Here is an 18,510-nt window from a genome sequence, read left to right as displayed (position 1 = left end):
CCGACGCTCAGCTCTCCAGGTGGGCGCGGATCTCGGCGGCCTCGCCGTGCCGCCCGAGCGCCTCGAACACGTTGCCGAGTTCGAGGGCCGCGACCTGCAGCAGCGGCGGGTGGCCGGCCGCGTGATCGATCGCGCTGCGGTACACCGGCACGGCGTCGGCTGAGCGGTCGTTGCCGGCGAGCACCCGCGCGGCGAACAGCTCGGAGCTTCCGGCCGCCCCCAGGTCTCCCAGTGCAGCGAAGCCGTCGGCCGCGGTGAGCGCGGCCGACACGGCCTCGTCGATGCGTCCGAGCTCAGCCAGAGCGCGTGCCCGTGAATCGGTGACATCGGCGAGCAGCCACCCGGCGTCGTGCTGCTGTGCGAGGGCGGCGACCTCGTCGAAGAGAGCGAACGCCCGCTCGTCGCCGCGCCCGCCGTAGGCCTGCCCGAGGCTGTGCAGCACCTCGGTGAGCGCTCCGACGGCATCCGGCGCGCGTCGGACGGTCTCGGCCGCGGATTCGAGCAGGGCGATCGCATCGTCGTGCTCGTCGAAACGCGCGAGGATCTTCGCCTGCTCGGTCATCGCCATCGCCTGCTCGGCGTGCTCCTCGGCCTGCCCGAACAACTCGGAGGCGTAGCCGTGGGCGCCCACCGACTGGCCGAATTCCCCGGCCGCACTCAATGCGCGGGCGAGCATCGAAGCGGTCATCGCTCGAGAACCGGCGGGGACGTCGGCCTCCTCCTCGCGCTGCAGCACATCTCCGAAGAGCTCGGCGGCCTCCTCCGCATCACCGACCCGCAGCATGGCGCGGGCGAGTCGGAAGTCCAGTCCGGTCGTGTCGCCTCCCGCGTCGCCGCCGAGGCGAGCGGCGAGGCGATAGCGCGAGACGGCCTTCTCCGGCTCGTCGGCGTCCTCCCAGAGCGCGCCGGCGAGCAGATGGGCGTCGCCGAGCGCACGGGTCGCTCCCAGTTCGGCGAGCAGGCGGCAGGACTCGTCGGCGTCGACCGCCCCCTCGGCATACGAGCTGGTGCCACCGCGCACGCGTGCGCGGGTCTGCAGGGCCTGCGCCCGGTGCCCCGTGCGGACGTCGTCCTGGGCGAGGAAGCGGTCCAGCAACGCGCTGCCGGCTTCGAGATCGCCCTTGCTCAGCACGGCCGAGATGGCCACCAGCGTCGTGGTGTTCGTCAGGCGGGTGTCGTCCGCTTCGGCGAATGACCGGGCGGCCACCTCCGCGTGGTCCAGCGCGGCGTCCGGCTCGCCGGACTGCAGGTGCAGGGCCGCGCGGCTGATCGCGAGATCACCGCGCGTCCACGCGGGAAGCTCGTCCGATGCGCCGATCTCCTCTTCCAGAGCGGCGGTCGTCTCCGGCGTGTTCAGGCCGAATGTCGCGAGTCCGATGCGCTCCTCGAGGTCGGCCTGCGCCTCGTGCCCAGCGGCGCGGAGTGCGGCGATGCGCTCCGGCAGCAGTTGCAGGGCCTCGTCCGCGCGCTCCAGTGCGACCAGGATCCCCAGCCGCATGGACAGCAGCTGGGCGCGCTTGGCGGGATCTTCGACTTCGAGGGCGCGGGGCAGGGCTTCGAGCGTCTCGTGCTCGGCGCCGAACTGCGCGAGCTGCATGGCGCGCTCGAACCAGCCCTCTGCGTCGACCGGGGCGGTGGTGGAAGCAGGGGTGATGAAGGCGTCGGACCGGATCGGCACGTCGTAGCTCTCCTTCGCGAGTCCACGCATCCGCTGCAGGCTGCGGGCGTGGCCCTCGGTACCGTCGCGTTCGTCGAAGCCTCGGCCGATCCGCTCGGCGGCGGCCCACGAGGCGGCAGCCAGGTCGGCCGCGCCCCAGGCGCCGTCGTGCTCGCCGAAGAACGGCACGAGCGCGGGGGAGTCGGCTCCGCGCACCGGGGTGTCGCCGTGCCCGGCTGCCGTGACGCGGTCGAGCGCCACGGCGAGGGCGGCGAGAGCGGCGAAGTGCGCGTCGACGTTCAGGCCGTCGTGCGCGAGCCAGGAGATGTGCTTCTCGACCAGGGCGAGAGCACGTGCCTCGTTCCCGGTGACGGCTGCGAACACGATGTTGTTGGCGACGATGCGCAGGTTGTCCGGGTTGTCCTTGGCGAGGCGGTAGCTGCGCAGGTGGGCTGTCTTCGCCTCCTCGAGACGTCCGGCGCGCAGATAGGGGAGCAGCACGCGGGACAGGGCGTGCTCCGGCTCTTCGCCGCAGGAGAAGCCGCCTTCGATCATCTCCTCGACCAACACGATCGCCTCGGCGTCGCGATCGGTGTCGGCGAAGAATCCGGCGAACTGGCTGCGTCCGCACGCGTCGCAGTGGCTGTGGTCGTCGCGCGGCGTGGCCTCGAGCTGCACGCGGAGCGCCTCGGCCTCGTCCATGCGTCCGGCATCCCAGGCGTCTTCGAAACGAGCCGTGAGCACACCGCTGACGCCGAGACCTGCGGCACGGTAGTGAGACTCCATGTCGTCGAGGACGGCGGCGATCTGCTCCTGGGAGAAAGCCGGAGAGGACCTCAGCGACGAGGCCATCCACTTGAACTGCCACATCAGATCGGCGCCGCCGTTGTCGAGGTCGGCGGGGAAGCGCTGCGGGTCCGCGTCGTGATGAGCGAGGCACCACGCGAACGAGTTCAGCATGACGTCGGTCGCACCGTTCATGTTCGCCGAGGCCGTCTGGCGCATCCTGGCCTCGTACTCGAGCCGCTCGTCGCCGATCTCCACCGCGAGGGCCACTGCCTCGGAGACCAGAGCCTGCTCTGCGGGACCCCAGGGAGTGCGATCGATCTCCTCGATCAGCTGCTGGAAGCGCTTCTTCGGACGTGCCATGGACAGAGCCTTTCGGGAGGGTCAGCGGGCGTCGCCGAAGGGAAGGGTGTCTCCCTCCAGACCGGCCGAGAGCGAGACGAGGTCGGAGAGGGCGCTGGTCATCAGCGCCCGGTCGGCGTCGGCGAGCGGGTGATGCCCGGCCAGGAGCGCCTGGATGTAGAGCAGCTGCACGGTGCGGGCGAAGACCGCCTCATCCTGCACCCTCACCAGGGCGCGCACCACCCTGTTCGACCAGTTCAGGCACAGTCGGGCGCGCAGATCCTCCTCCCTGGCGGAGGACAGGGTCTGGTCGATGCGGTCGAGCACGCCGCCCCAGAGTGATCCGGTGATGCCCTTGGTGCGGCCGCGGTCGATCGCCCTGAGCACCTCGGGGTCGGCCACGTAGAGGGCGGCGAGGTCGGGGCGATCGATGGATCGCACGACAACGGAGCAGTCGGACGCCGCGAGCACCGCACCGGCACGGGCCTCCAGCGCCACCGCGGAGTCGCGGTCGTCGAGGGGCGGCGGGTCGAGCCGGTCGAGTTCGCCCGTGACGTCCACCTGCTCGACGGTGACGTGGGGGTACAGGTCCGGCAGCATCCGGATGAGGTCGGAATCGTAGAGGTAGCCGCCGTTGACGAGCACCTCGTCTGCGGGAGAGATGCCTGCCACCTGCCGGAACTCGTCCACTGTCTGCGCGTACCTGATGTGCGGGTATCGCTCGACGAGGTCGCCGATGCGCATGGCGCCGTGCGTGGTCTCGACGGTCAGCCAGCGCGAGATGAAGTGGGAGAGCTCTTCGTCGTGGCGCACCAGCGACTTGAGCCCGACCTCGTGCACGGCGACGAACTGGGCGAGACGGTGCGGTTCGCGCAGCCCCAGCTCCAGCACCCAGCGGCGGATCCCGGCGCCCAGCTGCTCGCGCACGCGCTCGAGGGCGGCGTCCTCGACGAGCGATTCCCTGCTCGCGGTCGGGGCGAGTCCGGTGGAGTCGACCACGGCCCGCACGAAGAAGGCCCAGTCGGGGAGCACATCGTCGACGCGTTCGGAGAGCAGCATCCGGCCGAGGTACATGCGGGTCGCCTGGCGTGCGCCGGGCGGCGGCGCGAACGGCAGCACGTAGGCGAGGCCCCGGGTGCCCGTCGCCGGCTCGCTGAGCTCGATGACGTCGAGCGGACTCGCACCGAGAAGGTCGCGACCGAAGTCGACGGCGGCCTCAGGGTGCTGTGCGGCGTGCAGGAACGGGGCGTCCCTGGTGATGTCGACATCGCCGGCCGCGGTGTCGATCGTGACGCGCACAGGGAGGAACTCGCCGAACGTCGTGGCCAGCTCGCGCACGGCTACGGGACGCAGCAGCTCGTCGGCGTCGAACCGCGGGACGAGATGCACGCTGGTCCCGATCGGCAGCTCCTCGTCGATCTCCGTCACCTGGAACGTGCCGTCCGCGCTCCCCGTCCACTCGACCGAAGCGCCGCCGCGGGCGCTGCGGGAGCGGATGACGATCGTGTCGGCGACCATGAAGCAGCTCAGCAGACCGATGCCGAACTGGCCGAGATAGTCGCTGCGCGGGAGGTCGAAGATGTCGCGCTTGGAGCTGCGTCCGACGGTCGCCAGCAGGTCGGCGACCTCGGCGGACGTCAGCCCCACGCCGTCGTCGCGCAGCACGAACTCGCCGTTCTCCGCGGTCAGCGGAGTGATCCGGATGTGGCCGCCTCCGCCGTCGACCTCGTGGCGGGCGGTGATCGCATCGCGGGCGTTCTGCAGCAGCTCCCGCAGGTACACGCGAGGACTGGAGTAGATGTGCCGGCTGAGCAGATCGACGACTCCGCGCAGATCCACCTGGAACTGCTGCACTTCAGCGCTCACCGGCGCTCCCTCCTCCTGCATACGCTCGCCGAGCCTAACAAGAACACGCCATCGCCATCCCGGTTCGGCGCCGCCGCATCGATGCCGTATGCTTGTGGGGCAGTTGTTCTCTGCATTCTTTCGCCGTGCCTGGGGTCTCCGGGTCGCAGTCGCGGTGGCAGGGTGGGGAGAGCACCCCGAGACCTCCCGGTCTCTAGGGCGGTAGCTCAATTGGCAGAGCAGCGGTCTCCAAAACCGCAGGTTGCAGGTTCGATTCCTGTCCGCCCTGCGCGTCAGCGCAACGCTGACACACGAAAGGTACATTCAGGATGGATCAGGACGAACCGCGCGGCGAGGTCGTCGCGGCCGGCGCCACCCGCGAGAAGAAGGGCAACCCCTTCTCCCGGTTCTTCGGGAGCATCGCCCTGTTCATCCGCCAGGTCATCGCCGAGCTCCGCAAGGTCGTCACCCCGACTCGCAAGGAGCTGTTCAAGTTCACCGGGGTGGTGCTCGTCTTCGTGATCATCGTCATGGGCATCGTCTACGGCTTGGACTTCGCCTTCGGGCTCTTGGCGCACTGGGTGTTCGGAATCCCTGGCTGATGACCCCCGCGGCTCGCGCCGCAGCTATGGAGAAAACAACGTGTCTGAACGATATTCCGACGACGCCGACTGGGCGACCGCCGCAGAGCAGTCCAGCGAGGAAGACGAAGCCCAAGAGGGCAACGTCCTCGCTGAGGAAGAGCTCTCGGTCACCTCGGCTGAGCACGTCGCGGTCCACGTCGAAGGCGAGGACGGCGAAGGAGACGACACGGATGACATCGACATCGACATCGACGACCCGGAGGCGGACGCGATCGTGAACGACGCTCTCAACCTGGACGAAGCGGCTGAGTCCGAGGCCGCCGCTGAGGTCCTCAACGAATCTGTGGCCGAAGAGGTCGCCGAGCAGGAGGCGGAGGCGGCCGACGAGGTCACCCCGTACGACGGCCCCGACGTGAACGGTGAAGACGACCGTCCAGCGGGCGAGGACGCCGAGTCCGAGGACGACGCGGAGGAGGACCCGTACGAGGCCTTCCGCATGGACCTCCGCATGCTCCCGGGCAAGTGGTACGTCATCCACTCCTACGCCGGTTTCGAGCGCAAGGTGAAGGCCAACATCGAGCAGCGCAAGTCGACGCTCGAGGTCGAGGACGAGATCTACCAGGTCGAGGTCCCGATGGAAGACGTGGTCGAGATCAAGAACGGCCAGCGCAAGATGGTCACCCGCGTGCGCATCCCCGGCTACGTGCTGGTGCGCATGGAGCTCACGGAGGACACCTGGTCCGTCGTCCGCCACACGCCCGGTGTGACCGGCTTCGTGGGCAACGCCCACAACCCGACGCCGCTGCGCTTCGAGGAGGCCTTCAACATGCTGAAGTCGCTCGTCGAGGTCAAGGACGTGCCGACCGCCAAGAACATCGCGTCGAAGGGCGGCGTCGCCGTCGCTCGTCCGCTGCCCGCAGAGGTCGACTTCGAGGTCGGCGAGACCATCACGATCAAGGAGGGCTCGTTCGCGGGTCTTCCCGGTTCGATCAGCGAGATCAAGCCCGAGAGCGGCAAGCTCACGGTGCTCGTCTCCCTCTTCGAGCGCGAGACCCCGGTCGAGCTGTCGTTCGACCAGGTCACCAAGATGATCTGACACCCGTCAGCGAGAACGGCCGTCCCATTCGGGGCGGCCGTTCTGCGTTGGTGCATCCGACCGGGGCAGGGGGGATCCGGTGACGTCCGTCGCTGCGCTCCGGATCAGGTAGACTTGTGTGGTTTGTGCGACAGCCCGCATGGGTCCCTGAGCTTGTCGAAGGGCGCGCAGACGACCACGTTCCGGAAACGCCGGATCCGTGGGAGAAGCGGATGCTCCGGTATCCGATTCGATGAAAGGAAAGAGAATGGCACCGAAGAAGAAGGTGACCGGCCTGATCAAGCTTCAGATCAACGCCGGTGCAGCCAACCCGGCGCCGCCGATCGGCCCCGCGCTCGGTCAGCATGGCGTCAACATCATGGAGTTCTGCAAGGCGTACAACGCCGCGACCGAGTCGCAGCGCGGCAACGTCATCCCCGTCGAGATCACCGTCTACGAGGACCGCAGCTTCACCTTCGTCCTGAAGACCCCGCCCGCGGCGGAGCTCATCAAGAAGGCCGCAGGCGTCCCCAAGGGCTCTGCAACCCCGCACACCGTCAAGGTCGCGAAGATCACCAAGGACCAGGTCCGTCAGATCGCCGAGCAGAAGCAGGCCGACCTGAACGCGAACGACATCGAGGCCGCCTCGAAGATCATCGCCGGCACCGCCCGTTCCATGGGCATCACGGTCGAGGGCTGAGGAGAATAATCATGGCTACCAAGTCCAAGGCTTACAAGGCTGCCGCCGAGAAGATCGAGGCAGACCGTTTCTACACCCCGACCGAGGCCGTCGCCCTCGCGAAGGAGACCGGCTCGTCGAAGTTCGACTCGACCGTCGAGGTCGCGCTGAAGCTCGCCGTCGACCCCCGCAAGGCGGACCAGATGGTGCGCGGCACCGTCATCCTGCCCCACGGCACCGGTAAGACCGCCCGCGTCATCGTGTTCGCCACCGGCCCCGCAGCCGAGGCAGCGATCGCCGCAGGTGCAGATGAGGTCGGCGGCGCCGAGCTCATCCAGAAGGTCGCCGACGGTTGGACCAACTTCGACGCCGCCGTCTCCACCCCGGAGCTCATGGGCCAGGTCGGTCGTCTCGGAAAGGTGCTCGGACCCCGTGGTCTGATGCCGAACCCGAAGACCGGCACCGTGACCCCGAACCCGGCCAAGGCTGTCGAGGAGATCAAGGGCGGAAAGATCGAGTTCCGCGTCGACAAGCACGCCAACGTGCACTTCGTCGTCGGCAAGGCCTCCTTCACCGCCGAGCAGCTCGACGAGAACATCGGCGCAGCGCTCGAGGAGATCGTCCGCCTCAAGCCGTCGAGCTCGAAGGGCCGTTACATCCAGAAGGGTGCGGTGTCGACCACGTTCGGCCCCGGCATCCCGCTGGACGTCAACGCCATCTGAGTCTGGCTCTCTGAAACGCCCCCGGGTCCGCCCGGGGGCGTTTCTGCGTCCCGTCGGAACCGCGAAACGCAACGTCATCGGATGCGGGGAACCGACATGCGCCACGTACTGTGGGGGAGTTCCCGTGACGGTCGCGTAAACTCGCACCGCGCTTCTCACCCCAGGAGGGTTCATGTCCCGTCGTCTCATCGCCGTCACCGCACTCGTCGTCGCCGCCGCGGCACTGACCGCCTGCAGCGGGTCCAGCACTCCCGCGAGCACCTCGGGCTCCGGTGGGAGCTCCGCGAGCTCGGAGTACGGCCTCGCGAAGGACGGCGTCCTCACCGTCGGCACGGAGGGCACGTATCGTCCCTTCAGCTTCCACGGCGACAACGGAGCGGGCGACCTGACCGGCTACGACGTGGAGATCATCGAGGCCGTCGCAGACAAGCTCGGCCTCGACGTGAAGTTCGAGGAGACCCAGTGGGATGCGATCTTCGCGGGTCTCGACGCCGGCCGATTCGACGTGATCGCCAACCAGGTCACGATCAACGACGAGCGTGAGGCCAAGTACCTCTTCAGCTCCCCGTACACCGTCTCTCCGGGCGTGATCGTCGTGGCCGAGGACGACGACTCGATCTCGTCCTTCGCCGATCTCAAGGGCAAGACCACCGCGCAGTCCCTCACCAGCAACTGGAACGACCTCGCCACCGAGTCCGGCGCCAAGGTCGAGGGTGTCGAGGGGTGGGCCCAGGCGGTCGAGTTGCTCCGCCAGGGCCGCGTCGACGCGACCATCAACGACAAGCTCACCTTCCTCGACTACGAGACCACCAACAGCCCGACCGGACTGAAGATCGCGGCCGAGACCGATGAGGCGGGCAAGTCGGCGTTCGCGTTCACCAAGGACAAGGAAGCTCTCGTCACGGCCGTCGACGGAGCGCTCGACGAGCTCCGCGCTGACGGCACCCTGGCGGAGATCAGCAAGAAGTACTTCGGCGAAGACGTCTCCCAGTAATCGATGGAGAGTCCCTGGCAGCTGTTCCTCGACTCGCTCGGGCCGATCGCCTGGGCGGGTCTGACAGCGACGGTGCCGCTCGCGCTGGCGTCGTTCTCCCTGGGGCTGATCATCGCCATCGGCATCGCGCTGATGAGGATCTCGGTGAACCCGATCCTCTCGGGCATCGCGCGGTTCTACATCTCGGTGATCCGCGGGACGCCGCTGCTGGTGCAGCTTTTCGTGATCTTCTACGGCATGCCGTCGATCGGGATCACGATCGACCCGTGGCCGAGCGCGATCATCGCGCTGTCGCTCAACGTCGGCGGCTACGGCGCCGAGGTGGTGCGTGCGGCCATCCTCTCGGTCCCGCAGGGGCAGTGGGAGGCGGCGTACACGGTGGGCATGAACCGCACCCGCACGCTCACCCGCATCATCCTGCCGCAGGCCGCGCGCGTGTCCGTCCCGCCGCTGTCGAACACCTTCATCTCGCTGGTCAAGGACACCTCGCTCGCGTCGCTGATCCTCGTCACCGAGCTGTTCAAGGTGGCGCAGCAGATCGCCTCGACGACGTACGAGTTCATGGTGCTGTACCTCGCTGCGGCGCTCGTCTACTGGGTGCTCTGCCTGGTGCTGTCGTTCGGCCAGAGCGCCCTCGAGAGGAGGCTCGACAGCCGTGTCGCGCACTGACAACACTTCGGACGCACTCCTCACCGCCCGCGGCCTGCGCAAGAGCTTCGGCGACAACGAGGTGCTCCGGGGGATCGACCTGACCCTGCACCGCGGAGAGGTCGTCGTGCTCATCGGGCCCAGCGGTTCCGGCAAGACCACGGTGCTGCGCGCCCTCAACGGTCTCGAGACGCCTGACGCCGGCACGATCGTGGTCGATGGCGGGCCCGAGATCGACTTCGCCCCCGCGGTGAAGCCCTCGCCCCGGGTGCAGAAGCAGAAGCGGCTCGCCCTGCGCGACCGGTCGGCGATGGTGTTCCAGCACCACAACCTGTTCCCGCACCTCACTGTCCTCGAGAACGTCATCGAGGGTCCGTGGCGCGTGCAGGGTCGACCGAGAACCGAGGTCGTCGCCGAGGCGCTCGTCCTCCTCGATCGCGTGGGTCTGGCCGACAAGTCTGACGCCCGGCCGCATCAGCTCTCCGGCGGACAGCAGCAGCGCGTCGGGATCGTGCGGGCGCTCGCGCTCAAGCCCGACCTGCTGCTGTTCGACGAGCCGACGAGCGCGCTCGACCCCGAGTTGGTGGGGGAGGTGCTGCTCGTCATCAAGGAGCTGGCCGACGAGAACTGGACCATGGCCGTGGTCACTCACGAGCTCAGCTTCGCGCGGGAAGCCGCGGATCACGTGCTGTTCATGGACGGCGGCGTCGTCGTCGAACAGGGCCCACCTGCCCAGCTCTTCAGTGCACCCACGCACGAGCGCACGCAGCGGTTCCTCACCCGCATCATGCGTCCTCTCGACGGTGCCTGAACTCCACGGTGCCTGAGCAGAGGCGCTGAGCCCGCGCGACCCTCGCCTCTGAGGTGGATCGGTGAGAGGATGCCCTCGTGGGCACCATCGACGACTATCTCGCGGACCTCGAACCGGCCGATCGGGCCGCTGTCGATCGTGTCTACGCGGTCGCGCGCACGGAGGTGCCGGACGCGGAGCAGGGCAAGGGCTACGGGATGCCGGCGCTCGTGCACCACGGCAAGCCGCTGCTCTCGGTGATGCGGGCCAAGAAGCACATCGGCGTCTACCCGTTCAGTCCCGATGCTGTGGCGGCCGTCGCCGACGCGCTCGGGAACCACCCCGGAGCCAGCGTCGACAAGGGCACCATCCGGTTCCAGCCAGAGCATCCGATCCCGACCGAAGTGCTGGAGACTCTCGTCCGCGCGCGTCTCGCTCAGATCGACGCCTCCTGATCCGTCACGCTCCCAGCACGGGGAGGACGAGACTGATCGCGATCGAGATCATGACGACGGCGATCACGGCGTCGAGGATGCGCCACGACCGTGGGGTGCGCAGCCATCGTCCGAGATAGCGCGCCCCGAAGCCCAACGCGGTGAACCACAGCAGGCTCGCGGCCATCGCCCCGACGGCGAAGAGCCAGCGCTGATCACCGTGGGTGGCCGCGATCGAACCGAGCATCAGCACCGTGTCGAGGTACACGTGCGGATTGAGCCAGGTGAGCGCGAGGGTGGTCAGGATGACCGGTGCCAGCCGCGTTCGGGTCATCGTGGGCGTCGTGCCTCCCGCGGTCGGGGCGCGGAGTGACGCGGAGTCCGCCGCGTCGACGTCGAGCTCCTCGCCGCCCCGCCAGGCCCTCCGCGCGGCGAGTGCTCCGTAGGTGAGCAGGAACAGCGCGCCCGCCCATCGGGCGACCACGACCAGCCAGGGTGCTGCGGAGATCACGAAGCCGAGGCCGGCGACCCCCGCGGCGATCAGTGCTGCATCGGAGAGCGCGCAGATGATCACCACGGCCAGGACGTGCTCGCGACGGATTCCCTGACGCAGCACGAACACGTTCTGCGCGCCGATGGCGACGATGAGGGAGAGGCCGAGTCCGAGGCCGGCGAGAATCGTGAGCATGTGTCCAGCGTAGAAACGGACACACATGAAGAGAAGCGAAGATTCCTACGGAAGCATTAGCCTGGCTTATGTGCGTATCGACCCGGAACTCGCGAACACCCTCGCCGCGATCGTCGATGAAGGAACGCTGGACGCGGCTTCGAGGCGTCTGCAGATCACGCCGTCCGCGGTGAGCCAGCGTTTGAAGACCCTCGAGCAGCAGCTCGGCCGCATCCTGGTGGTGCGCACCAAGCCCGCACGCCTGACCGAGGCGGGGGAGGCCGTCGTCCGTCTGGCCAGACAGATGTCCCTGCTGGAGCATGACGCGCTCGCGGGGGTGGGCATCGACGACCCGGACGGCTCTCCACGCATCACAGTGCCTCTCGCGGTGAACGCCGACTCGATGGCGACGTGGTTCCTGGCCCCGCTCGCGCGACTCTCCGCACGGCACGACATCGACTTCGACCTGCATCGCGACGATCAGAACTTCACGGCCCGCCTGCTCGAATCGGGCGCGGTGATGGCGGCCGTCACGAGCGAGGAGACCCCCGTCACCGGCTGCTCCGTGTCACCGCTCGGGGTGCTCGAGTATCGCGCGATGGCCGAGCGGGAGTTCGCCGCTCGGTGGTTCCCCGACGGGGCGACCTCGTCGGCGCTGGCCGGAGCGCCGTTCGTCGACTTCGACCGCAGGGACACCCTGCAACATGAATGGCTCAGGGCGATGTCGGTCGAACAGGCGGGCGTCCCGCGTCATTACGTTCCGGCGTCACACGACTACGCGCTGGCGGTCGCTCTGGGGCTCGGGTGGGGCATGGTGCCGGTGCTGCAGGATTCGGGTGGACTCGTGCCCCTGGGCGGCCCCGTGCTTCGGGTGCAGCTTTACTGGCAGCAGTGGAACCTGCGATCGGAGCTGCTCGACACGATCGCCGCTGAGGTCGCGGACGAGGCTCGACGGGTGCTCGGGGCTCCTTCGCTCAGTCGGCCGCGCTCGTTCGCGGCGTCACCCCGGACCCGAGGGCGTGCAGCAGCCGGGTGAGGTTCCCGATGTCCGCGAGGCTCCACTCCTGGAGCGTGCGCAGCAGCATGCCCTCCTGCGGAAGTCGGGCTGCGGACAGCCTCTCCGTGCCGAGCGGCGTGAGCTCGAGCAGGGAGGAGCGTCCGTCGGCGGGGTCGGCCGTGCGTTCGATGAGACCGAGGTCCTCCAGCTCACGCACCGTCCGACTCACCTGCCCCTTGTCCATGAGCATCCGCTCGGACAGTGCGGACACGGTGACCTGTTCGCACCGTGCGATCGTGGTGAAGATCTTGTAGGCGCCTGGCAGCAGCCCAGGACTCACACGGTTCGCGTTCTCGGTGATCACGCGGCGGAAGTGCGTGATCAGCTCACCGAACTCCGCCTCGAGGGCGCGGACCGCTTCGGCCCGCGCCTCCGGGGTGTCGGCGTCGTCCGCGGTGTGGGCGGTGCCGGGGGTGTCGTCAGCGTCGGACATCGGACGAGGCGTCTCCATGGTCGTCGGCGCGATGGATGACGCCCACCGCGCCGGTCGTCGGAGCGCCTGAGAGTGCCTCCGCGTCGGCGATCGCGACGTCGGATGCCTCTGCCGCACGGCCGTCGTCCTCCTTCGCGGCATCCGCGTGGGCGCGCTCGGTCGTCGTCATCGTGGTCAGCGGACGGTTCGGCAGGAACAGGATCGCCACAAGGCTGATCACGGCGAGCGGGATGCCGATCAGGAACGCGTGCGAGATCGCCTGCGCGTAGAAATCCTCGATGATCGAGCGCACCGGTTCGGGGAGCAGGCGCACCTCCGGCAGTGTTCCGCTGGACAGCTGGGCTGCGACCTCCGCACCCTTGTCACCCAGTTGAGCGATCGCTGCTCCGATGCGCTCCTTGCCGTCGCTGAACAGACCGGTGAGGCTGTTCGCGAGCACGGCACCCATCACCGAGACGCCGATCGTGCCGCCGAGGCTGCGGAAGAAGGTCACACCGGAGCTCGCGACGCCCATCTCGCTGGGCTTGGCGACGTTCTGCACGATGAGCACGAGGTTCTGCATCGTCATGCCGACGCCGGCGCCCATCACGAACATGTAGATCGAGACGAGGACGAAGTTCGTGTCGTAGTGCAGGGTCGACAGCATCACCGATCCGGCGATCAGCAGCACGGAGCCCAGGATCAGGTAGCCCTTCCACCTGCCGAACCGCGTGACGAGCTGGCCGATGACCATCGACGCGATCAGGAGCCCTGCCATCATCGGGAGGGTCATGAGTCCGGCCTCGGTCGGTGTGGCGCCACGGGACAGCTGCATGTACTGCGCGAGGTACACCGAGGTGCCGAACATCGCGACGCCGATCGAGATCGACGCGAGCACCGAGAGGGTGAAGGTGCGACCGCGGAAGAGCGTGAGCGGGATCAGCGGCTCTCGCACCCGGAGTTCCACGATGATGAAGGCGATGGCCGAGACGATCGCGCCGCCGACCATGAGCACGGTCTCCGTGCTCCACCAGTCGAAGGTCGATCCCGCGTTGGTGATCCAGATGAGGATCAGTGAGACGGCCGCGGAGAGCAGCACGATACCGACGTAGTCGATCGAGACCTTGCGGGTGCGTTCGGTGCTGATATGGAGCGTCTTCTGCAGGATGATGAGGGCGGCCACCGCGAAAGGCAGGGCGACGAAGAAGTTCCATCGCCAGTTCGCGACATCGGTGATCCATCCGCCGAGCAGCGGGCCGCCCACCGTCGCGACGGCCATCACGGCGCCGAACAGGCCCATGTACCGGCCGCGCTCGCGGGGGCTGATGATGTCGGCCATGATCACCTGGCTGAGGGCCGCGAGTCCGCCGCCGCCGATGCCCTGGATGGCACGGAACGCGATGAGCGTGTTGGTGTCCTGCGCGAAGCCGGCGGCAGCCGTCGCGCCGACGAAGACGACGATGGCGATCTGGATCAGCAGCTTGCGGTTGAAGAGATCCGCGAGCTTGCCCCAGATGGGCGTCGAGATGGCGGTGGTGAGCAGCGTCGCGGTGATGACCCATGTGTAGGCGGCCTGGTCGCCGCCGAGGTCGTGCACGATGACCGGCATGGAGGTGGAGACCACCGTGGTGGCGATCATCGAGACGAACATGCCGAGCAGGAGGCCGGTTAGGGCTTCGAGCACCTGGCGATGCGTCATCTTGACAGGAGAATCCGGGGTCATGCCTGACCTTTCGCAGAGAGAAGGAGGGGATGCTGCGACCGCTCTGGCGCGCGCGAGATGGTTGAACTGCGTCAACTATACGCTGGTCGTTGATATAGATCAACGATTACCGGAGGTCTCTCCACTCTGCGCGGGATGAGCGAATCTCCTGCGCGAAATCGCCTTGTTCTGCGGATGGGGCGGGGAGAGGATGGCGCAAACGCGCGGATGCGGGGTCGTTGAGGGGGACCGGAACAGAGGCATTCACGCGGTTCTCGAAGTTCCTGAGGGGGAAACGACATGGCAACCAAGGCAACCCAGCGCAAGGTCCTCGCGGTACTGGCGGGAGGGCTCGTGCTCGGCATCGGCACAGCGGTGACGCTCGCGGTGTGGAACGACTCCGAGTTCGCGAACGGCACGTTCACCGCCGGCGCCTTCAACCTCCAAGGATCGACGGACGGCACCACATATGCCGACCACAACTCCGCAGGCAGTGCAGCCACGCTCGCGTTCACGCTCCCCGCCGGGCTGGTGGGGAACATGTCGCCGACGAGCTCGGTGTACGCCGGATTCTGGGTGCGTCTGGCCGGCGGGACGACGACGGCAGCCAATCTCGTCGCCGACGGCACGACCGCCGACCCCGCAGCGAGCTCCAACACCGGACACCTGTCCTATTCGATCTATCAGCTCGCACCCGGCGCGACCTGCAACGCGGCGAGTGCCACCGGAACGCCGATCGCGACCGGAGCGACGCTCGACGTGCAGACCGGTGCGACGCAGGTGCCGCTCGCCGTCGGCAGCCCCACGACAGCTCCTGGTACGGCCGTGCAACTCTGCTTCAAAGTGACGGCGGATGCGTCGCTGACGCCGAGCCTGGTGACCAACGCCACCTGGAAGTTCACGGCCACGTCGACGAGCTGAGTACGTGATGGTCACCCGCAGAGATGTGCGGGAGGGGCGGAGGCTTCGATCGCGTCGACTGCGAGCCGTTCTCGCGGGAGGGCTCGTGCTCGGCATCGGCGCCGCCGCCACACTCGCCGCCTGGAACGACTCCGAGTACGGAACCGCGAACTTCACCGCGGGCCGGTTCGACATCGTCGGAGCCGTCGATGGAGCCACGTTCTCGAGCCACGCGACCACCGGCGCGGCCGCGACCCTGAACTTCCAGCTCGCTCCGACCGCCATGGCGCCGGGCAACTCCACCTATGCGTTGTTCAGCGTCAAGACAGCGAACCCGTCCGTTGCAGGAACCCTGCAGCTATCGGCGGGGACTCCGGGGGGAACGGGACTCGCCGCCTATCTCACCTACGGAGTGCGAACGATCGCCGGTACCACCTGCAACGCGACCACGTACGCGGCCGGGACCGCGGTCGTGGCTGACGGATCGGCCCTCACCGCTGGCGGATCCGCGACGCAGGTCGTCACCGCGAACGGTTCCGCACAAGTGAACTACTGCTTCGCCGTCACGCTCCCGCTCACCGCTGCGAACGCGGCGCAGGGCCTGACGATGACGCAGACCTGGCAGTTCCTCGGGACGTCGTCGTAGCAGCGATGCCAGGGAGAGGACGAGCACATGACGACCCCCACACGGCGGAGCCTGAGGGAGGACAAGACGTCCCTCGCCGCGGTCGAACCCCACGCGACCGCGGCGAGGGTACATTCCCGGATACGACCGGGGCGCGTGATCGGCGACGTGCTGCTCTGGGCGGCTGCGATCGCCGGCGCCGTCTGCATCCTGCTCGTCGTGCTCGCCTTCACGGCGCAGATCACGCTCATCATGTTCCGCACCGGCTCCATGTCGCCCACGATCCCCGCCGGTTCCGTCGCGGTGGTGCAGCGCGTGCCCGCGAGCGAGGTGGTCGTCGGTGATGTGGTCACGGTCGACCGCGAGGGGGAGCTCCCCGTCACCCACCGCGTCACCTCCGTCGTCGCGGGTGCGAGTGCGCCGGAGCGGGTGATCACGATGCGAGGGGATGCGAACGCGGCGGAGGATCCCTTCCCGTACACGGTCTCCTCGGTCAGGAAGGTGGTCTTCGCGGTTCCGGGGGTCGCGTCGATCATCGCCGGGATGGGCAATCCGATGGTGCTGGGGGTCCTGACCGTCGCGGCGACGTCGCTCGTCGTATGGGCCTTCTGGCCGCGCGAGCAGCGCCGAGCCGCTCGCGATCCCGACGGGAACGGCCCATGAGGCGCGCGCTCGCCGCGGTCCTGCTCGCGGTCGCCGTGATCGTGACGCCGGGTGCGGCCTGGGCGGCGCCCACGACACAGGTCATCCAGGGATCCGTTCTCCGACTGGTCTCCGTTGCGGACTGGGCAGCGGCAGGCAGCCTGTTGCCGGGGCAGCCGGTGCAGTGGGACATCGAGGTGAGTGCTGACGCGCCGGATCCGGGAGTCATCAGGATCGCGGTGAGCGCGACAGGTGAAGCACACCTGCTCCTGGACATCTCGACGTGCGCGGAGGCATGGACGGAGAGCGGATGTCCGGTGGGCGCGACGGCCCTGCGCACGCGGTGGGACATCCCGCGCGACGGCGTCGAGGTTCCGCTCCTGCAGGTCGCCGACACCGAGACGACACACCTCCGCCTCGCCATCGTCCTCGATCCCGCGGGCGGATCGGGCGCCGGCAGCACCGATGTCCGCGTGCACGCGCAGGGCGCGGGGGAGACGGTGGTCGCGGGGTCCGACGGTGCCCTGGCGACGACGGGACTTCCCTCCGCGGCGCCGTGGATCGTCGGAGCCGGTGCCGGCCTCATCGGGTCCGGTGCCGTGCTGGTGCTCCGCCGTCGAGGCGCTGCTTCGTGGCAGGAGGTGCGAGATGAGGCCTCGTGAGCGTGCACGGATCCTCGCCGGAGTCGTCGGCCTCGCGGTGCTCCTCGGCGTCGCCTCGTCTCCGTCGGTGCAGATGACCGATGCCGCCTTCACCGACAGCGAGTACGCGACGCGATCGTTCACGGCATCGACGTTGGCGACTCCGGTGGTGACCTCGTGCACGGTCACGAGTTTTCTCGGCACGTTCACCGGCTTCACGATCACCTGGACCTCGCCGTACCTGACGGTGCAGCAGCGGCTGTCGATCAACAACGTCGTCGTCGACAACAGCAACGTCACGCAGAGCGGCTCCGGCCCGTACACCTATTCGTCGACGATCAGCTCCGGGCTTCTGAACACGCTGCTCGGAAGCCTGCTGGGGTCGACGAACACCGTCAAGGTGGAGAGCATCTACGCGGGAACGTCGTGGGTGTCACCGGCGGCGACGCGCACACTGTCGGTCGGCGGTCTGCTGGGCCTCGGTGGCAACAACACCTGCACCTGAGGACGGCGGACGCAGGGTGGGAGTCAGTCGTGCCGGGTCAGTCGTGCCGGTCGGTGAACTCGTCGGTCGGCGAGCCCGTCAGTCGGCGAGGGCCAGAGCACGGAAGGCGTCGCGCTCTCGAAGCTGCTCTCGGCGGCTGGCGGCGGCGTCCACGATCCGGTTCGGAACCTGCTGTCCTGTGGTGCGGCGGTAGAGCTCATCGATGAGGTCGGTGGCGAGTCCGACGAGCTTGGCGATCTCGCGGTCGTCGCGGTCGATCCACACACAGCGCGGCTCGTCGTGGATGGGCGCGAAGTCGACGTGCTCCTCCCACACGAACAGCGTGCGTTCGGCGCCGAGGACGTGCTGCTGCCACCAGATCTGACGGAGGTAGGTGCGCGGGATGCCGCGGAAAGGCTTGTTCGTGGTCTTGATCTCGGCGAGCTTCACGCGCCCGTCCGCGTCGACTGCGATGCCGTCGGGTGTGGCGAGATGACGATGCTCGACCTCGGCGCGGAACAGCGCGGACGAGGGGAGGATGCCGTGGGTGGCCGCCACCCAGGCCGCGATCTCGGGTTCGCGTCGGCGGCCGTGATCCGTGTACGCGTTGCCGCCGAAGCGGGGTCCGCCACCGAGTTTCGAGTCCGCCGCCCTGGCGATCGACTTCTCGGAGGTGAGTCCGGCCACGTCGGTCGCCGTGATGCCCCGGGATCGAGCTCTCAACCAGGCCACGCGGTCACGGGAATCCGCGACGATGCGTGCAGAGAGTTCCGGGGTCACCCTTCGACCCTAACCCCGCCCGCCGACCCTCTCCGCCCTCACAC

General features: G+C 68.3%; 20 protein-coding genes and 1 tRNA gene. 15 read left to right on the top strand and 6 right to left on the bottom strand.

Annotated elements, in window-relative coordinates:
* Window positions 1–7: 7 nt before the first annotated feature.
* Both FFS56_RS17930 and FFS56_RS17925 read right to left on the bottom strand, forming a co-directional pair.
* Entirely contained in the window at window positions 8–2,806 is a 2,799-nt protein-coding gene (locus FFS56_RS17930; protein ID WP_127012563.1) for a hypothetical protein, read from the bottom strand.
* 21 nt (window positions 2,807–2,827) lie between these two features.
* Window positions 2,828–4,651: an HSP90 family protein gene (locus FFS56_RS17925; RefSeq protein WP_171011040.1), complete on the bottom strand. Its 1,824-nt coding sequence runs from the start codon at window positions 4,649–4,651 to the stop codon at window positions 2,828–2,830.
* Window positions 4,652–4,846: 195 nt separating this feature from the next.
* Here FFS56_RS17925 and FFS56_RS17920 point away from each other — a divergent pair.
* The 9 genes from FFS56_RS17920 (at window position 4,847) to FFS56_RS17880 (ending at window position 10,577) form a co-directional block, all read left to right on the top strand.
* A tRNA-Trp gene (locus FFS56_RS17920) sits at window positions 4,847–4,919 on the top strand.
* Window positions 4,920–4,959: 40 nt separating this feature from the next.
* A complete protein-coding gene (gene secE / locus FFS56_RS17915) occupies window positions 4,960–5,232 on the top strand; it encodes a preprotein translocase subunit SecE (RefSeq protein ID WP_021201065.1) in 273 nt (90 codons plus the stop codon).
* Window positions 5,233–5,272: 40 nt separating this feature from the next.
* On the top strand, window positions 5,273–6,310 hold the full coding sequence (gene nusG / locus FFS56_RS17910; protein ID WP_127012561.1) for a transcription termination/antitermination protein NusG: 1,038 nt from the start codon (window positions 5,273–5,275) through the stop codon (window positions 6,308–6,310).
* A 247-nt stretch (window positions 6,311–6,557) separates the two neighbouring features.
* On the top strand, window positions 6,558–6,989 hold the full coding sequence (rplK, locus tag FFS56_RS17905; protein WP_046747864.1) for a 50S ribosomal protein L11: 432 nt from the start codon (window positions 6,558–6,560) through the stop codon (window positions 6,987–6,989).
* An 11-nt stretch (window positions 6,990–7,000) separates the two neighbouring features.
* Entirely contained in the window at window positions 7,001–7,690 is a 690-nt protein-coding gene (rplA, locus tag FFS56_RS17900; RefSeq protein WP_046747865.1) for a 50S ribosomal protein L1, read from the top strand.
* Between the two features lie 172 nt (window positions 7,691–7,862).
* Window positions 7,863–8,684: an amino acid ABC transporter substrate-binding protein gene (locus FFS56_RS17895; RefSeq protein WP_046747866.1), complete on the top strand. Its 822-nt coding sequence runs from the start codon at window positions 7,863–7,865 to the stop codon at window positions 8,682–8,684.
* Between the two features lie 3 nt (window positions 8,685–8,687).
* The gene (locus FFS56_RS17890; RefSeq protein WP_113681342.1) at window positions 8,688–9,353 is read left to right on the top strand and encodes an amino acid ABC transporter permease; all 666 of its coding nucleotides are present in this window, start codon (window positions 8,688–8,690) and stop codon (window positions 9,351–9,353) included.
* Window positions 9,340–10,143, top strand: coding sequence for an amino acid ABC transporter ATP-binding protein (locus FFS56_RS17885; RefSeq protein ID WP_127012559.1), 804 nt, complete (start codon window positions 9,340–9,342; stop codon window positions 10,141–10,143). The genes FFS56_RS17890 and FFS56_RS17885 overlap by 14 nt, the downstream gene beginning before the upstream one ends.
* Before the next feature lie 77 nt (window positions 10,144–10,220).
* The gene (locus FFS56_RS17880; RefSeq protein ID WP_046747869.1) at window positions 10,221–10,577 is read left to right on the top strand and encodes a DUF1801 domain-containing protein; all 357 of its coding nucleotides are present in this window, start codon (window positions 10,221–10,223) and stop codon (window positions 10,575–10,577) included.
* 4 nt (window positions 10,578–10,581) lie between these two features.
* On the opposite strand, the gene FFS56_RS17875 is transcribed toward FFS56_RS17880, so the two are convergent.
* Window positions 10,582–11,244 carry a LysE/ArgO family amino acid transporter gene (locus FFS56_RS17875; RefSeq protein ID WP_046747870.1) on the bottom strand — a complete coding sequence of 221 codons (663 nt, stop codon included), beginning with the start codon at window positions 11,242–11,244 and terminating at the stop codon, window positions 10,582–10,584.
* Between the two features lie 70 nt (window positions 11,245–11,314).
* Between FFS56_RS17875 and FFS56_RS17870 the strand changes: the two genes are divergently transcribed.
* The gene (locus tag FFS56_RS17870; RefSeq protein WP_171011039.1) at window positions 11,315–12,259 is read left to right on the top strand and encodes a LysR family transcriptional regulator ArgP; all 945 of its coding nucleotides are present in this window, start codon (window positions 11,315–11,317) and stop codon (window positions 12,257–12,259) included.
* Here the strand turns inward: FFS56_RS17870 and FFS56_RS17865 are convergent.
* The gene (locus tag FFS56_RS17865) at window positions 12,198–12,713 is read right to left on the bottom strand and encodes a MarR family transcriptional regulator (protein WP_127012557.1); all 516 of its coding nucleotides are present in this window, start codon (window positions 12,711–12,713) and stop codon (window positions 12,198–12,200) included. The genes FFS56_RS17870 and FFS56_RS17865 overlap by 62 nt on opposite strands.
* Window positions 12,700–14,415 carry an MDR family MFS transporter gene (locus FFS56_RS17860; protein ID WP_046747873.1) on the bottom strand — a complete coding sequence of 572 codons (1,716 nt, stop codon included), beginning with the start codon at window positions 14,413–14,415 and terminating at the stop codon, window positions 12,700–12,702. The genes FFS56_RS17865 and FFS56_RS17860 overlap by 14 nt, the downstream gene beginning before the upstream one ends.
* Before the next feature lie 279 nt (window positions 14,416–14,694).
* Here FFS56_RS17860 and FFS56_RS17855 point away from each other — a divergent pair, with 279 nt between their 5' ends.
* The 5 genes from FFS56_RS17855 to FFS56_RS17835 are packed head-to-tail and all read left to right on the top strand — an operon-like array spanning window position 14,695 to window position 17,707.
* Entirely contained in the window at window positions 14,695–15,315 is a 621-nt protein-coding gene (locus tag FFS56_RS17855) for a SipW-dependent-type signal peptide-containing protein (protein WP_046747874.1), read from the top strand.
* 7 nt (window positions 15,316–15,322) lie between these two features.
* Window positions 15,323–15,940, top strand: a complete 618-nt coding sequence (locus tag FFS56_RS17850) for a SipW-dependent-type signal peptide-containing protein (RefSeq protein WP_061015381.1) — start codon at window positions 15,323–15,325, stop codon at window positions 15,938–15,940.
* A gap of 27 nt (window positions 15,941–15,967) precedes the next feature.
* Entirely contained in the window at window positions 15,968–16,582 is a 615-nt protein-coding gene (locus FFS56_RS17845) for a signal peptidase I (protein ID WP_061015380.1), read from the top strand.
* Window positions 16,579–17,223 carry an LPXTG cell wall anchor domain-containing protein gene (locus FFS56_RS17840; protein ID WP_046747876.1) on the top strand — a complete coding sequence of 215 codons (645 nt, stop codon included), beginning with the start codon at window positions 16,579–16,581 and terminating at the stop codon, window positions 17,221–17,223. Before FFS56_RS17845 ends, FFS56_RS17840 begins: the two co-directional genes overlap by 4 nt.
* Window positions 17,210–17,707, top strand: a complete 498-nt coding sequence (locus FFS56_RS17835; RefSeq protein ID WP_046747877.1) for a hypothetical protein — start codon at window positions 17,210–17,212, stop codon at window positions 17,705–17,707. Before FFS56_RS17840 ends, FFS56_RS17835 begins: the two co-directional genes overlap by 14 nt.
* A gap of 78 nt (window positions 17,708–17,785) precedes the next feature.
* On the opposite strand, the gene FFS56_RS17830 is transcribed toward FFS56_RS17835, so the two are convergent.
* Complete coding sequence (locus FFS56_RS17830) at window positions 17,786–18,466, bottom strand: YqaJ viral recombinase family protein (RefSeq protein WP_046747878.1); 681 nt, start codon at window positions 18,464–18,466, stop codon at window positions 17,786–17,788.
* Between the last annotated feature and the right edge of the window lie 44 nt (window positions 18,467–18,510).

Source organism: Microbacterium sp. Beta, from assembly GCF_005502545.1.
Classification (GTDB): Bacteria; Actinomycetota; Actinomycetes; order Actinomycetales; family Microbacteriaceae; genus Microbacterium; species Microbacterium oxydans.
This window is presented reverse-complemented; position numbering and strand designations above follow the sequence as displayed.